Origin of the sequence: Pantoea sp. DY-15, from assembly GCF_019795935.1 — a bacterium.
Taxonomy (GTDB): Bacteria; Pseudomonadota; Gammaproteobacteria; order Enterobacterales; family Enterobacteriaceae; genus Pantoea; species Pantoea leporis.
The window spans coordinates 114987-129037 of sequence record NZ_JAIMIF010000002.1; the positions used below are offsets into that span (position 1 = coordinate 114987).

Consider the following 14051-nt stretch of genomic DNA (forward strand, 5'->3'; position numbering starts at 1 on the left):
CTGCCCGCCGGATACTGCGACTGTCCTTTAGCAACCCACTTTTAACCCTGAGATTGACTCGATGAGAATGAACGCGATTAACTGGCCCGAAGGTTTTGTGCCGGGTTTTACTGATAATTTTTGCTCGAATGAAGTGATTGTCGCTGGCCTTACAACCGCCGATATCTGGCCGCTGCTCAACACGCCAGCATTGTGGCCGAGCTACTACCAGAACTCCGCCAACGCGCGCTTTTATGACAATAAAGGCCCCGAGCTGGAGCAGGGCGTGCGTTTCTACTTTGAAACCTTTGGCTTCCCGGTTGAAGCGCAGATCACTGAGTATGTGGCGCCTGTCGCGGGCGAACCGGCGCGCGTTTCATGGCACGGCTGGGCGGGCGAGCCGGGCAGCGACGATCGTCTGGACGTGCTGCATGCGTGGCTGATTGAAGATCTTTCCGATAATCGCGTGCGCATCCTGACTCAGGAAACGCAAAACGGCAAACCAGCCGTCGAGCTGGCAAAAGCGCAGCCAAACCCGATGATTAACGGCCATCAGGATTGGCTGAATGGTTTGGTGGCTGCCGCCCGTCCGTAGGGTCGCCATTTATGGCGACCGCCTCAGATGTTACTGCCGCACGCACAGGGTGCGAAGTGCTGCCTGAGTGATTTAATGCACAATACCGAAGCGATACATCGGCGCGGAACAGGCCGCGCGTCTGGCGGATAAACTGCTGGCGATCAATTACCTGTGCAGCTGCTGGCGATGCAACATCGCAACTTCAGCGGCAAGCAGATCATTTTGCTTTAATCAGATTCAGAGGTGGTTATGTCAGGCCTATTTACGCCCTTTACCTTAAAAGATGTCACGCTGCGTAACCGCATCGCCGTGCCACCGATGTGCCAATACAGCGCCGTGGATGGCATGAGTAATGAGTGGCATCGCGTGCATTACAACAGCCTGGCGCGCGGCGGCGCAGGATTGGTGATTGTCGAAGCCACCGCAGTATCGCCGGAAGGGCGCATCACACCTGCTTGCCTTGGCATCTGGAACGACGAGCAGGCCGAAAAGCTGGCGCAGATTGCGCGTGAAATCAAAGCGTCAGGCGCGGTGCCGGGCATTCAGATTGGTCATGCGGGACGCAAAGCCAGCGCCAATAAGCCGTGGGAAGGCGACGACCATATCGCGGCCGATGACGCTGCCGGTTGGGAAACCATTGCGCCATCAGCGGTGGCGTTTGGTCAAAACCTGCCGCGCGTGCCACAAGCCATGACGCATGCGGATATTCAGCGCGTGCGTGACGACTTTGTGCGTGCCGCCCAACGCGCGCGTGACGCCGGTTTCGAATGGCTGGAGCTGCACTTCGCGCACGGCAATCTGGCGCAGAGCTTCTTCTCGGTGCACGCCAATCAGCGCACGGATGAATACGGCGGCGATTTGACTGGTCGCAGCCGCTTCCTGCATGAAACCTTCGATGCGGTGCGCGCGGTATGGCCAGAAAATCTGCCGCTGACGGCGCGTTTTGGCGTGCTGGAGTTTGATGGGCGCGACGAAGAGACGCTGCAGGAATCCATCACGCTGACCAAACAGTGGCGTGAAAAGGGTCTTGATTTGCTGAGCGTCAGCGTGGGCTTCTCCACGCCGGATGCCAATATTCCGTGGGGGCCCGCGTTCCTGGCGTCGATCGCTGAGCGCGTGCGCCGTGAAGCGAATATCCCTGTGGCTTCGGCGTGGGGCATTGATGCACCGGCGATTGCTAATCAAACCATCGAGAAAAGTCAGCTGGATCTGGTGATGGTGGGGCGTGCGCACCTGAAAAATCCAAATTGGGCATATCAGGCCGCGCTGGCGCTGGATAAGAACGAACCATCATGGGTGCTGCCCGCGCCTTACGCGCACTGGCTGGAGCGTTATCGAGTGAGTGAGGCTTAAGTTAAGTCTATGTATGAAGGTGCGCATGAATGCGCACCCTACAAGGGTTTCGTAGGGTCGCCATTCATGGCGACCGATCCTCAGGAATCAGCTTATTTGTACGTCACTTCAATAAACTTAAGATTATTAACCGATTTCACGCGCACGGTCCCCAGTTGATAAGGCAGCGCTTGTTGTGACTGATTGAGTGTAATAGTACGCACTTTATCAACACCTTCGCGCGTGCAGGTAACGGACGTTCCTTGCAGCTGAGTAGCCGTGGTGCAGGACGGTTCAACAATCGCACCGCTGAAGCTAATCGTGCCATCAGCGGCCATCGCTGTTTGCAGCATCATCAAGCCGGACAATAAAACCAAGACTTTACACATACGCAATCCTCCAGAATGTCTAAAAGGATTTTCGTCCTCTTATGCTTAAACTTTAGAGGATGAGAGGCGGCTTGCGAAAAATCCTGGTTTTTAGGATGCAGGCAGGGTTATGAAGATGGCTGAACGATCTGCATTTGTTGTTTGTTCATCCTGCCACCGTGAACTTTTAAGGCAGACAGCTCCGTATTCATTTCGCTTAATTCTGTTGGCGTAAATCGAATGTTTAATGCGCCCAGATTTTCATGCAGGTGATTACTGTTTCTGGTGCCTGGAATCGGCACAATCCAGGGTTTCTGTGCCAGTAACCATGCCAGGGCAATCTGAGAGGGCGTGGCATTTTTTTCTGCACCCATTTTTCTTAGCAGATGCAAAAACGGCTGATTGGCTGCCAGATTTTCAGGTGAGAAGCGGTCAAAGCCAGCCCGCAGATCTTTGTCTGCATCAAAATGGGATTGCGCGTTCAGTGTCCCGGTTAAATAACCCATTCCAACGGGCCCCCAGGGAACAAATCCAATACCCAACGCTTCACAGGTTTGCAGAACGCTGTTGTGCTCCGGATCGCGGTTCATTGCCGAGTACTCCGTCTGGACGGCCGTTACGGCCTGCACAGCATGGGCGCGGCGAATGGTTTCAGGGCTGGCTTCGGAAAGGCCAAAATGCAGGATTTTTCCTTCACTAATCAGATCTTTGATGGTGCCAGCGACGTCTTCTATTGGCACATTGGGATCAACCCGATGCTGATAATAGAGATCAATACGATCGGTTTTCAGTCGGCGAAGCGATTCTTCAACAACCTGACGAATATGCTGAGGCTGACTGTTTAGTCCACCGTTTTTGATATCGAAGCCAAATTTACTGGCAATGATGACCTGATCACGAATTGGCGCTAAGGCTTCTCCAACCAACTCTTCATTGGTGTAGGGACCATACACTTCCGCCGTATCGAAGAACGTAACGCCCTTATCATGTGCTTCCCGAAGCGTACGGATACCCTGATGACGGTCGGCCGCCGGACCGTAGTTGGCACTGATGCTCATACAGCCTGCGCCCAGTGCTGAGACGGTAAGATTACCAAGTTTGCGCGTTGACATAATCTCTCCTGCTGGCGATGAATTGGTATTTTTCTGTGCCCCGGAAGCGGCGGATGTGGAGGCGCCCCACGACAGCGAGCTAAAGGCCATACCTGCGCTGATCATTGCTGTCCGGGATATAAAACTGCGCCGACTGATTGTTCCTGGCGACGTCGGGAATGCCTCAGCCGAAGCATCGAATTTTTTTATTTTCATGGTGATCTCCAGAGGATGAATGACGTTAAGCGGCAGCGCTGCGAGAAGCTGCCTGTCCGCAAAAACGTTGGGGAATTATTGCGCCCAATTCTTCAGCCAATACGCATAAGGCACTGGCAATAACGACTCGGGTGAGCTGATATTCAGTTCGCGTGCTGCCTGGAAAACCCAGTGCGGATTGGCCAAAAGCGTGCGGGCAAAAAACACCAGGTCTAGTTTTGCATCCTGGATAAAGTCGTTAGCATCGCTGGCTCTGGTGATCATCCAACTCGTTGCTACGGGAATGCCGGTTTCTCTACGCACCCGTTCCGCGTAGGGAACCATGAAATTTGGCCCCCAAGGTACCTGCTCATCGGGAGTTGAGAGCGCCAAACCCACATCAACAAAGTCGATACCGGCTTTTTTCAGCCAGCGAATGACTTCCAGAGATTCAGCAAAGCTGTGTTCAGGACAGGCATCAAATTCGATGACACCGAGTCGAGCGGTGAGTGGCAGGTGTGCAGGCCAGACGGACTTTACGGACTCAACAACATCAAGCATAAAACGTGCACGATTCGCTAAAGAGCCGCCATAGTGATCTTCACGAAAGTTGGTTTTTGTTGAAAGGAATGTTTGAGCCTGAAAGCCGTGTGCAAAATGAAGTTCAAGCCACTCAAATCCAGCTTCCGCAGCGCGACGCGCAGCCTGTTTGAAAGCATTAATGGTGTGCTGGATTTCCTCTAAAGACATCTCATGAGGAACGTAATTACTATCTTGCACGTAGGGCACTGCGCTGGCAGAAACCGGAATCCATGCGTTTGGATCCTGCTGATCTAAAGGCGCGCCACCCATCCACGGAGGAGTGCATCCCGCTTTTCTACCCGCATGGCCAAGCTGAATTCCCGCTACCGCCCCGGTTTGTTTGATCGCTGAGGCAACCGATGCGAATCCTTCAGTATGAGCATCGCTCCACAGGCCAAGGTCACCCGGAGTGATACGTCCTTCAGGCAAAACGGCGGTTGCCTCAACGATGAGTAAACCCACGCCTCCCTTTGCCAGCATTGAATAATGTGACTTGTGCCAGTCGTTAATGAGTCCACCGTTAGCCTGATATTGGCACATCGGTGACGCAACGATTCTATTGCGAAGGGTAATGTCTTTAAGCGTGTAGGAATCAAATAAACCAGGCATTTTTCGTCTCGGCTCTTCAGATTAAGTGTTGACCTATTATGGGGCGGCTTTTGCCTGCCAGGCTTGTCGGATCTGCCGAGAGAATTGCCTAAAACGATGCATGTGCCTCGAAGGGTACATATTGAATTTTACTGATGGTAAAATCGCCGGATTGAATCTGGGGCAGGTGGTAGGCTTAAATGGTCGATAATGATTTGAATTCTGGCGTTGAAAAATTGGCTGCGCTGATTAGCAGGATTGCCCAAAACGAGGGGGACCACTTAACCGCTATAGCTTCACTTTCTGTTCATCGCCGCAACATGGCAACGTTGCCAGTACACTGTATTTATCAGATGGGTTTGGGTGTGGTGGTGCAGGGAGCAAAAGAGATCATGCTGGCGGGTAAACCGACGCATTACAGCGCGGGCGAGTCTCTGCTCACAACCATCGATTTGCCAGTGGTATCGCATGTGACTCGGGCCAGTCAGCGTGAGCCTTTTTTAGGCTTAATGTTAACGCTTGATCCTCGCGTGGTAGTGCAGATTGCCGCGCTGATGCCACCCGCCAGGCCCAGCAAGGAAATACCGCTCAATCCACTGTCAGTCGAACCTCTGGATGAGGGGTTGATTGATGCGTTAAGCCGCTTAATTAAGTTACTTGATGAACCGGATTTAATTACTCATCTTGAACCGCTTATCCAGCAAGAGATTGTGATGCGCTTATTAGCCAGCAACCATGGTCCGCAGTTGAGACATATCGCTACCGCCGGTTCGCCCAGTCAAAATATTTCCAGGATCGTTGGCTGGTTGAAACAAAACTTCACGCGCCCTGTCAGCATGGAGGAACTGGCAGCGAATGCTTTTATGAGTCCATCGACGTTTCGTCAGCATTTTCGCGCTATGACAGGTGTCAGCCCTTTGCAATACCAGAAAAAGTTACGACTACAGGAAGCCAGACAGCAAATGTTGAGTAAAAATCTCGATGCCAACAGCGCAGCGTTGATGGTTGGTTATGAGAGTGCATCGCAGTTCAGCCGCGAATACAGACGCGAGTTTGGCGAATCTCCGCAAAGAGATATCAAACGCATGCGTTTAGTTGGAGAGGGATAAGTGGTATTCGCTGCGCTATTGCCAGCGGTGATTGGATAATATTACTAACGTAATTTCATCGTTTCCTCCTGCGTCAATCCGTTTTAATCCCCTATCTCCTTGAATAGAAGAAATTCGCCACGAGGTCTAAAGTCACCGGCATTGCTGCCGATACAACCCTGTGAATTTTTTTTATCAATCAGCCTCAACCATTAATCATTGTTTCCTCCGCACGACAGAGGATTTTTCAATCAAGGATTTGATGTGAATTTACCCTTTTCTAAAAAAGCTGCATCCGTGCTGATCGCCGCTTCTCTGACTTCCAGTTGTGCCTCAATGAATGACTTTGCTCGTGATTACGGTACCGCTGCCGGTTGTATCGGCGGTGCCGCACTGGGTGGCGGTATCACTTATCTGGTGACTCACGACGCAAAGAAAGCTTTGGTGGGTGGAGTGGCAGGCGGCGTAGCGGGATGCGTGGTCGGGAACGTTTGGCAGAATCGTGAACAGGCGCTGGCTAAAGTCGCCCAGGAAGAAAAAATTCGCATTAGCACTCAGGCGCTTAAGGCGCAGGAGAACAGCAAGCAGGAGCCGGTTGGGATTGTTGCACAAGTTGAGGACGGTACCATGTTCGCCATCGACAGTGCAGAACTGACCAGCAGCGGCATGCGTCAGGTGCAAAAAATTGCCACAGCGATGAAAGGCGGCCAGCAATCCTCCAGTGATGTTTTGCTGGTGGTGGGACATACGGACGCCACTGGCAACGCCGAACACAATCAGCAACTTTCTGAAGCGCGTGCCCGCAACGTTGGGCTGGTACTGGAGCAAAGCGGCATTAAAGCCAGCCAACTCTATTTCCAGGGCGTGGGTTCCTCACGTCCACTGGCGGATAACGATTCCCTTTCGGGTCGGGCACAAAACCGCCGGGTTGAAATCGTGGCGTTGGCGAATGAAACACTGTTACGCCAGCGTCTGGCGCTGGAAAGCAATAACCCACTGTATTTGCGGCACAGCTCTGCTGCTGAAAATACGCTGGCGCGTACTTCAACCGCCAGGGCGGCACCACGTAAAGCGAGCAAGAAGGCTGCGGCAAAAAGCGCTGAAGTAAAAGCGCCGGAAGTGGTGACCCAACCCACTCAAGCTATTGCTGAGAGCAATCCCGTTAACTTTGTCGATTTTGGTGGCAAGCCCACTAGCGCACAGGTTACGGGACTCGCCAGCAACTTAAAGCCGCGGTCACAAGGCTTCAGCCTGATTAGTCAGGCGCAGGCCAGTAGTGTCAGCGGTAGCTGTCTCACCGATCTTCCTCGCGTCAGTGGACTGGCCAAGAATTTAGCCAGCGGTAAGGCGATCGATCAGCATGATACGCGGGAATATCTGCCCAATATGAACGGGCGCGCGTGGGCAGGATTGGTGAATGGCAACCTGGTGACATTGACGCCAGTGTTTGTTCTCAAAGAGGGGGCGGTGGTGACGCAAAACCCACAAGTGCTCATCACGCCAAACTATGCGCAGGGCAACCGCAAGGCGCTGCAAGGCATGGCAAGTGTGGCCAACAGTTGGGAAGGGGAAGACAGCATTCTTTACCGCGTCTACATCGCCGATGCCCAGCAACAACCGATCTCGTGCGTCGATCTCTTGCTGCCGAAATCAGGCAAGCCTGCGCAACAAGGACAACTCTTTTATAGCAACCATCGTCAGCCGTGGCTGGCCAATTACGCACCTCAGCGTGGATAAACGGATAACTCTCTTATGGAAATTTTAGATACCTTAATGCAGGCGATCGCCACCTATCGCTACATCTTTTGGCCGCTTTTCGGGCTGTTGGCGCTAACACTTGGCGTGATCAAATGGTGGGATCAAGTTCGTTACTTCTTCCTCAACCTGTTTTGTTCCCTACCGCTGTTTGGACACATCACCCGTTTGTCGCGTAGCCATGAATCTCGCCGTGCGGGCACCGGCGGACGCATCTGGCATCCGGCAGAAGAAGCTTTGTGTGGCAAGTTCTATCAGTTTCATAGCATCTCCAACCGCGATGCCGATTTTTATCTGCGCTGCGTTAACTATCTGAACAAAGTGGATGAGCGGGGCCGCAAACCGACCAGCGTGGTGTTGTGGTTATGCAGTATCGCCCTCGTCATTCTGGAAGCCTTTATCTTTGCGCTGGTACTTTCGCCATTCATTGCCAACAACATCTCTGCGAACCAGGCGGAGCTGTCGGCGATTGTGGTTTCGGTGCTGATTGGTGTGATTTTGGTGCCCGCTACGCACTTAATGGGCACGCAGTTACACAAAAATACGCTGCTGAGCAAAATCCGCTACTGGCATAAAGAAGCGCGTCTGGAAGGCCATGCGCAGGCGTTGGTTAAAGACAACCGCGTGTCGCTGGAAAACAGCCGCATTGATGATGACGCACCCAGCTATTTGCAAATGCTCAACCGTGTGAACCACGGTATTGGTGCAAAACCGCAATATGTACAAACGGTTGTGACGCTGTTGCTGATCGTCACCTTTGCGGTAGGTGCCTATTTCATTCGTGCGGCAACCATCAATGCCGCCGAAACCCAGGCCATTAATGGTACGCCGTTTAGCCAAACCAGCGTGGCGAGCAACGCTTCACCTTTTGAGTTGCCACAGCAAGCGGTGGAAGATAATCAGCAGGCTGATAAGCAAGCGGCGAAAGAGGTCAGTGACAACCGCGTGTTCGCCTCCAAATTGACCTTCATTATTCTGTCGGTGATTTTCATTGGCGTGCAAATTATCGGTATTTTGATTGGTTATTACCGTTCTCTGGTGGGTATCGAATCTCGCCTGGCGGCGAAATATATTGGTAATTTCAGTAGCTCTGAAGAGTTTGCCGCGTGGTACGCCATGCGCCGTGAGCGCGTAGAGCGTGATGCGCAGGATAAACTGGCAAGCTTGCAGAATCGTATGGCGATGCAACGCGCCAGTAGCGCCAGCATTGCACAAACTGATGTTCGGACCTTCGACGATTACGTGCGCGGTAAGCAGCGCGATAAAGCACTGGCCGATGATCAGCATCAGCAATTTAACGCCACACGTGCAACCGTTGCTCCAGAGCGCCCGGTACATCAGCCAGAACCGGCTTTGGTATTTGAACCCAAAACGCCAACGCCTGCACCGGTGGCACTGGAAACGGCACCTGCTGCTAACGCCGATGAAAAGGCGCGCATTGCGGAGTTAGGCGATTTGACAGCCTTAGATGATGAAGAACTGCGTTTGGTGGCTGAGGATTTGGGTCTGTCAATTGAAGCGCTGCTCAGTCGTCGTAAAGTGCAGCGCGTGCTCAATAAGGCCAGAGGATAATCAGGTGAAGATCAGCAAATGGTGTTTGCTGCTGTTAGCCGGGGTGAATGCCCTGGCGCAGGCTGCGGATCGCAACGATATTCCGAGCTGTTATGACTATGCCAAACTCAGTCAATATCGCCCGGCCAACAGCGGTCGTGAGCTGGTGGTGATTATTGATCAAACGGTTAAAGTGCCGCTGCAGATCAAAAATGCCAGTTGGCAGCAGATCATGCGTTTTAGTCAGCCCGGCGATCATGTGGTGCTTTATCAGTTCTCGGCGTTGTTGCAGAACAATTTCATGCAGCGCTTATTTGATGGTCGTCTGGAACCGTTACTCACGGACAAGAAAATCCGCGACAATCAAGGCATGGAAAGTTTGAAGAACCTCGACAAATGCCTGAGTGAGCAGAAGCAATATTTCGCGAGCGCATTGGGTGGGCTGATGGCAAAAAGTTTCGCTGAGAAGGGCGATAACATCGCTAAAAGCGAGATCCTCGATAGCCTTAAACGCATTAGTCATGATCTTCAGCGGGATGAAAACGCGTCACGTACTCTGTTTCTGATCTCCGATATGCTGGAAAACAGCGCTTTCGATAGCTTCTACCGCAATAACGCGCTGCGTTTGCTCTCGCCAGAGAAAGAGTTGCAGCAGGTTAAACAGCAGAATTTGTTAGCGGATTTTGCTGGCGCAAAGGTGTTTGTCGCAGGTGCAGGATTGATTGATACCGATGCGAAAAACAATTATCGCTCAGGGAAAATCATTCAGCAGCTTGAGATATTCTGGCGCGACTATTTTACTGCGTCGAATGCGGAGTTAGTCAGTTTTGGTGCACCGGCGTTGAATGTAGATTTGCAATAAGTTGATCAGAAATGATGTATTCACTGCCTCAGCGTCAGGCTAGGGCAGTGAATATGAGTCGCGACTTCGTCACCATAATGGTTTTAGGGTTGATTACCCATGTTCACCTGCTCACCGTTGATCTGGGCAAAGCGCTTTAACATCTCCCGCATCTGGCATTGAAAGAATGTGTGCGTATGGCAAGGTCCGCTATGAGCGAATAGTGGAATTTCGAAAATGTGATCTGATCTTTGTTGATTAATGTCCCCCAATGTAAGTAGTTTATTCATCTACAATTCTATGATATTCCCATTAAGGCGAGTTTTCGAACGAATAGAGCAGAGGCCAGAGGTTAACTGCTGGGTAATGACTCGCATGTATGGATTTAATCAATCAAGGAAAATAATCGTTATGAGTGATCAGTTTGTTAGTAAAATTGTTAAGGGAAGAATCAAAACACCAATACGTGCTGATTTTAGTCTTGAAAAATGGAATGAGGAGTGGACTAAGGTTGAAGCAAACTCTTCAGCGAGAGATAAAAAAATCCATACAATGGGTATAATCATGGATAGTGTGCTCAGTGATATTAGAGAAAAACTAGCGGATTTATATCGACAAGCACCGAAAACAAGTCATGAAAAACTGATGATCTCGTATATTGCAAGTTCCAATAGGACATCAGCTGTTGCTCTTAAACTTGCAAAAAGAACACCAACGACAAATGCTAATGACATAATGCTCAAAGCAAATAGTCGAGGAAACAAACAAAGCTTAGGAGAGATCGTTCATGGAGCTGTTGATGGTTTTCAGCTTGCCATAAGACAATGCATGAAAGGCATAGAGAATAATAGTCAAATAACTAGTTCTGAAGATCCAATAGATGAAATGATTTTCATCCAACAAGAAAGCTGGTTATCTCAGTTATATCATACTTACATCCATCTTTGGCAATGCGTTTTATGGAGTGATTATAATTTAGTAGACGTTGATGTTGAAAATAAAATATTCAGAATTGAACAGCCAAACACACCATTTGAAATTGCATTTAATAACAGTTGCCTGCGAAAAGAAAGCCTTTCAGCCCAAATGACACTTATCGCTACCCGACCTAATATAGCCCAATTCTTTGATGGTGATAAATATATTTATATTACTCGAGGTAATAAAAAAAGAGTAGCAAAAGTTGCATCTATTAGTAATGCGACTGGAGAATTAAAAACAATAAACGCGCAGTGGAGAATGGGAGAGCATGATCTTGAAGACCACTTTCCTAAAGAATGGTTAAACAACGATTTCGGTAAAGGGTTTTGCTTATCAGAAGTATTGAATGTAATGAGAGTATTGATGCTCATCGCTAACACTGAGACTGAAAAATACCCAGAAGATGATAGTGCATTTAATGTTAATAAATTAAGAGAGTTTTGTCCAACCGTTCAAGCAAGCTCATTAGAACGTGCCTTGTTTGAAGCTACAGAAATTAACGTACTTAAAGTTAGTAAGATTCTTGATTTTCTGACATTTAATTCTTCTCCATCCGGAGATATTTGGTGTCAACCATTGGTAAAATTAAAGAAAAATAAGTATGCATTATTGACTAGCGCATTAAACGCACCAGTGATATTTAGGCTTTTCGAACGTTGGGCATATCTTTTTGATATTGACCTCAGTAAAAAAGGAACCACTTACGAAAAAAAAGTTATAGACGAAATAAATAGTGCTCTCAGGAGTAATGTGTTTATAACTGACTATGACAATGCAGTATCTAAAAGAATTAAGGTAATATCTGGTGAGGAAGAGATTGACTTATTGGCAAGAGTCGATGACTTGATATTAATTGGTGAAGCAAAGTCTATAGTTACTACTGATTCAGAAATATCTAAGTATCGTACGTCTGAAATACTTCAACATGCGGGAGAACAGATTTTAAGGAAGACGGAATTTTTAAAAGCCAATTTAGAGGCTGTTTTTGAACGATTGAATTGGAGTTATGATGCGAATAAAGATTATAAGGTTTCAGGGTTTATAATTAACAGTAGTCGTATATTTGTTGGGCATGCCTTTAATTCAATACCAGTCGTTGATGAAAAAATACTTCGGGCATACTTCTCCTCAAATGAAATAAACCTGCTGACCGTGATTTCACAAAACAAGTCGAAACCTATCGCTTGGTACAGACTTTATAACAACATCAATGAATTGAAAGATAATTTCAGTAAGTATATCTCAACCCCACCACAATTGAATGCTAACACTAAAGATTATGAGTATAATGAAATAGGGTTCCCTTATATAAATAATGACTCTTATAAGATATCAAAAAAATATCTTGTATTTAAATCAGGTGGCCTGTTAGCCCCAATGGAACAAGAGCATAGTTTCCCGGTGATCAAATCAGCAGATTACGATTTAGAGGTCGAGACTATTAACGTGAGCCTTTGATTTTTTTTGATATATTGAGTGTTATTGTAATGGCGATGTAATCAACAGAGTGCATCATCGCCGTTTTTCCTTAGAAAAACAATGTCCGCTTCTGGCACAAAGCGGACATCTCTATGTTTGTTCGGTTTGAATATGGCTAAGTCGTTAATTAAACCAGATCCCGAACTAAGTGGATAACACCTGTACTACAACCCATATTCCCCACACAACAACCCAAACAGCCAATCGTTATGCCACGCATTCCTCAGCCAGTAATTTTCCCGCAGCTCACCTTCTAATACGAAGCCGACTTTTTCCAGCAACCGACGTGAGGGCGTATTGCCTGCGGTGACGGTGGCGCTCAGGCGACGGATACCGCCATCGCTAAATGCATAGTCACAAATCGCCCGAAGCGACTCGTGCGCATAGCCTATTCCTTGCGCTTCTGGCTTGAACAGAAAGCCAACTTCGGCGCAGTCATTTTCGCGATGGATATAACCACTGACGCCGATGCGATTACCTGACTGTTTCTCCCGCACCACCAGACACAGCCAATGCGTGCTGCGTGGCGACCAGAGCGGCAATCTTGCTGTGAAATCGGCGAGAATTTTTTCTTCAGATTTTGCATCGGCGACGTAATGCATGACGTGAGGCGAGAGCTGGAGCTGATGGAAGAAGTCCCAGTCGTCTTTCGCGATCTGCGAGCAGGTGAGCCTGGCGGTTTCGAGATGCAGTTTAGCGGTCACATTTCACCTTCGCTTATCGATGACGAAAGTGAATTAAGTTAAACCAGGTCGCCATAAATGGCGACCCTACAAATGCGCGACGGAAATCACAACTGGAACCGCAACGCCACACCAAATGCCTGCTCGGCACCAACAATAATTGCCGCCGCTTCCTCGCGGAACGGCACATCACCGAGCAGCAGGCTGGCTTTCACTTTGCGCAGATCCGAGGTGCGCAAACTCAATCCTGCCATGCGCGCGCTGCCGTCGTAATCAATCGGCAATCCGGCGAAGCGCTGCGTAACGTATTCCGCGGCGGCAAAGCGTACCGTTGCCACGCCCGCTTTGAGCACAAACGCGCCTTCCTGACAGGCGGTGAGTTTATCGGCACCGAATAAACGGCTGTAGGGCTGAGCAGCGGCGGCGGGATCCTGCGCCACCACCACGAACTCGACGATATCGCTCACGCCATTCGGATGGACGCGCCACGCGTCCTGCCACACCGAATCCGGCGTATCGTGCTGACAAAAGAAGCTGCGGCCGTTCGCAACCAGCGACGGGCGCAATCGCACGGTGCGGAAGCGTGCTTCCTGCTCGGTGCCGTCCGGCAAAGTAACGGGACGGAAAAAGCTCGCCGGCAGATCGCCGTCGATGTCCTGGCTCTCCAGATAGCGCCACACCGCATCGGCATCCTCGGTTTTCCACACTAATCCGCTGAGGCCAATCGGCGACTGCCACAAATCCTGGCGCAGATTGCCGCGCCCAGGCTCAAACCCCAACAGCTCCAGATAGTTATCTCCAAAAATCGCCAGATGATTACTGGAGCCGAGGGAATGATGGCCGCGCTCGGTCAGCTGAAATCCCAGGCGACGAAACAGCGCGCTGGCGTCATCCAACTGGCTGGCAACGTTGATCACCACATGGTCGAGACGTGGAACAGGTACAGAAATCGCCATCGCTT

General features: G+C 49.9%; 12 protein-coding genes. 7 read left to right on the forward strand and 5 right to left on the reverse strand.

Translation table 11 applies throughout. The features are described 5' to 3' along the window. The first annotated feature begins 67 nt into the window (after nucleotides 1-67). Together K5Y32_RS09205 and K5Y32_RS09210 are read left to right on the forward strand one after the other, a co-directional pair. Complete coding sequence (locus tag K5Y32_RS09205; protein ID WP_222184260.1) at nucleotides 68-574, forward strand: SRPBCC domain-containing protein; 507 nt, start codon at nucleotides 68-70, stop codon at nucleotides 572-574. Between the two features lie 231 nt (nucleotides 575-805). Beyond that, nucleotides 806-1909 (forward strand): NADH:flavin oxidoreductase/NADH oxidase, encoded by a 1104-nt coding sequence (locus K5Y32_RS09210; RefSeq protein ID WP_222183094.1) that lies wholly within the window; start codon nucleotides 806-808, stop codon nucleotides 1907-1909. Between the two features lie 92 nt (nucleotides 1910-2001). Here the strand turns inward: K5Y32_RS09210 and K5Y32_RS09215 are convergent, their stop codons facing one another. The 3 genes from K5Y32_RS09215 to K5Y32_RS09225 form a co-directional block, all read right to left on the reverse strand. Further along, on the reverse strand, nucleotides 2002-2277 hold the full coding sequence (locus tag K5Y32_RS09215; protein WP_222183096.1) for a hypothetical protein: 276 nt from the start codon (nucleotides 2275-2277) through the stop codon (nucleotides 2002-2004). A gap of 107 nt (nucleotides 2278-2384) precedes the next feature. Beyond that, nucleotides 2385-3368, reverse strand: coding sequence for an aldo/keto reductase (locus tag K5Y32_RS09220; RefSeq protein ID WP_222184262.1), 984 nt, complete (start codon nucleotides 3366-3368; stop codon nucleotides 2385-2387). Nucleotides 3369-3638: 270 nt separating this feature from the next. Then, nucleotides 3639-4733 (reverse strand): NADH:flavin oxidoreductase/NADH oxidase, encoded by a 1095-nt coding sequence (locus K5Y32_RS09225; protein ID WP_222183098.1) that lies wholly within the window; start codon nucleotides 4731-4733, stop codon nucleotides 3639-3641. Between the two features lie 179 nt (nucleotides 4734-4912). Here K5Y32_RS09225 and K5Y32_RS09230 point away from each other — a divergent pair, with 179 nt between their 5' ends. From K5Y32_RS09230 to K5Y32_RS09250, 5 genes are all read left to right on the forward strand, one after another. Next, nucleotides 4913-5821, forward strand: coding sequence for an AraC family transcriptional regulator (locus K5Y32_RS09230; RefSeq protein ID WP_222183100.1), 909 nt, complete (start codon nucleotides 4913-4915; stop codon nucleotides 5819-5821). A 243-nt stretch (nucleotides 5822-6064) separates the two neighbouring features. Beyond that, on the forward strand, nucleotides 6065-7537 hold the full coding sequence (locus K5Y32_RS09235; protein WP_222183102.1) for an OmpA family protein: 1473 nt from the start codon (nucleotides 6065-6067) through the stop codon (nucleotides 7535-7537). 15 nt (nucleotides 7538-7552) lie between these two features. Next, on the forward strand, nucleotides 7553-9127 hold the full coding sequence (locus K5Y32_RS09240) for a hypothetical protein (protein WP_222183104.1): 1575 nt from the start codon (nucleotides 7553-7555) through the stop codon (nucleotides 9125-9127). 4 nt (nucleotides 9128-9131) lie between these two features. Further along, nucleotides 9132-9968: a hypothetical protein gene (locus tag K5Y32_RS09245; RefSeq protein WP_222183106.1), complete on the forward strand. Its 837-nt coding sequence runs from the start codon at nucleotides 9132-9134 to the stop codon at nucleotides 9966-9968. 390 nt (nucleotides 9969-10358) lie between these two features. Further along, the gene (locus K5Y32_RS09250) at nucleotides 10359-12386 is read left to right on the forward strand and encodes a hypothetical protein (RefSeq protein ID WP_222183108.1); all 2028 of its coding nucleotides are present in this window, start codon (nucleotides 10359-10361) and stop codon (nucleotides 12384-12386) included. A 185-nt stretch (nucleotides 12387-12571) separates the two neighbouring features. On the opposite strand, the gene K5Y32_RS09255 is transcribed toward K5Y32_RS09250, so the two are convergent. After that, complete coding sequence (locus K5Y32_RS09255; protein ID WP_222183110.1) at nucleotides 12572-13111, reverse strand: GNAT family N-acetyltransferase; 540 nt, start codon at nucleotides 13109-13111, stop codon at nucleotides 12572-12574. 86 nt (nucleotides 13112-13197) lie between these two features. Then, complete coding sequence (locus K5Y32_RS09260) at nucleotides 13198-14046, reverse strand: VOC family protein (protein ID WP_222183112.1); 849 nt, start codon at nucleotides 14044-14046, stop codon at nucleotides 13198-13200. Between the last annotated feature and the right edge of the window lie 5 nt (nucleotides 14047-14051).

What these genes read in the sequence shown, in the direction of transcription:
- K5Y32_RS09210 (WP_222183094.1), top strand. Translation starts at nt 806, where the DNA reads ATGTCAGGCCTATTTACGCCCTTTACCTTAAAAGATGTCACGCTGCGT.
- K5Y32_RS09205 (WP_222184260.1), top strand. Translation starts at nt 68, where the DNA reads ATGAACGCGATTAACTGGCCCGAAGGTTTTGTGCCGGGTTTTACTGAT.
- K5Y32_RS09260 (WP_222183112.1), bottom strand. Translation starts at nt 14,046, where the DNA reads ATGGCGATTTCTGTACCTGTTCCACGTCTCGACCATGTGGTGATCAAC.
- K5Y32_RS09215 (WP_222183096.1), bottom strand. Translation starts at nt 2,277, where the DNA reads ATGTGTAAAGTCTTGGTTTTATTGTCCGGCTTGATGATGCTGCAAACA.
- K5Y32_RS09230 (WP_222183100.1), top strand. Translation starts at nt 4,913, where the DNA reads ATGGTCGATAATGATTTGAATTCTGGCGTTGAAAAATTGGCTGCGCTG.
- K5Y32_RS09240 (WP_222183104.1), top strand. Translation starts at nt 7,553, where the DNA reads ATGGAAATTTTAGATACCTTAATGCAGGCGATCGCCACCTATCGCTAC.
- K5Y32_RS09225 (WP_222183098.1), bottom strand. Translation starts at nt 4,733, where the DNA reads ATGCCTGGTTTATTTGATTCCTACACGCTTAAAGACATTACCCTTCGC.
- K5Y32_RS09250 (WP_222183108.1), top strand. Translation starts at nt 10,359, where the DNA reads ATGAGTGATCAGTTTGTTAGTAAAATTGTTAAGGGAAGAATCAAAACA.
- K5Y32_RS09220 (WP_222184262.1), bottom strand. Translation starts at nt 3,368, where the DNA reads ATGTCAACGCGCAAACTTGGTAATCTTACCGTCTCAGCACTGGGCGCA.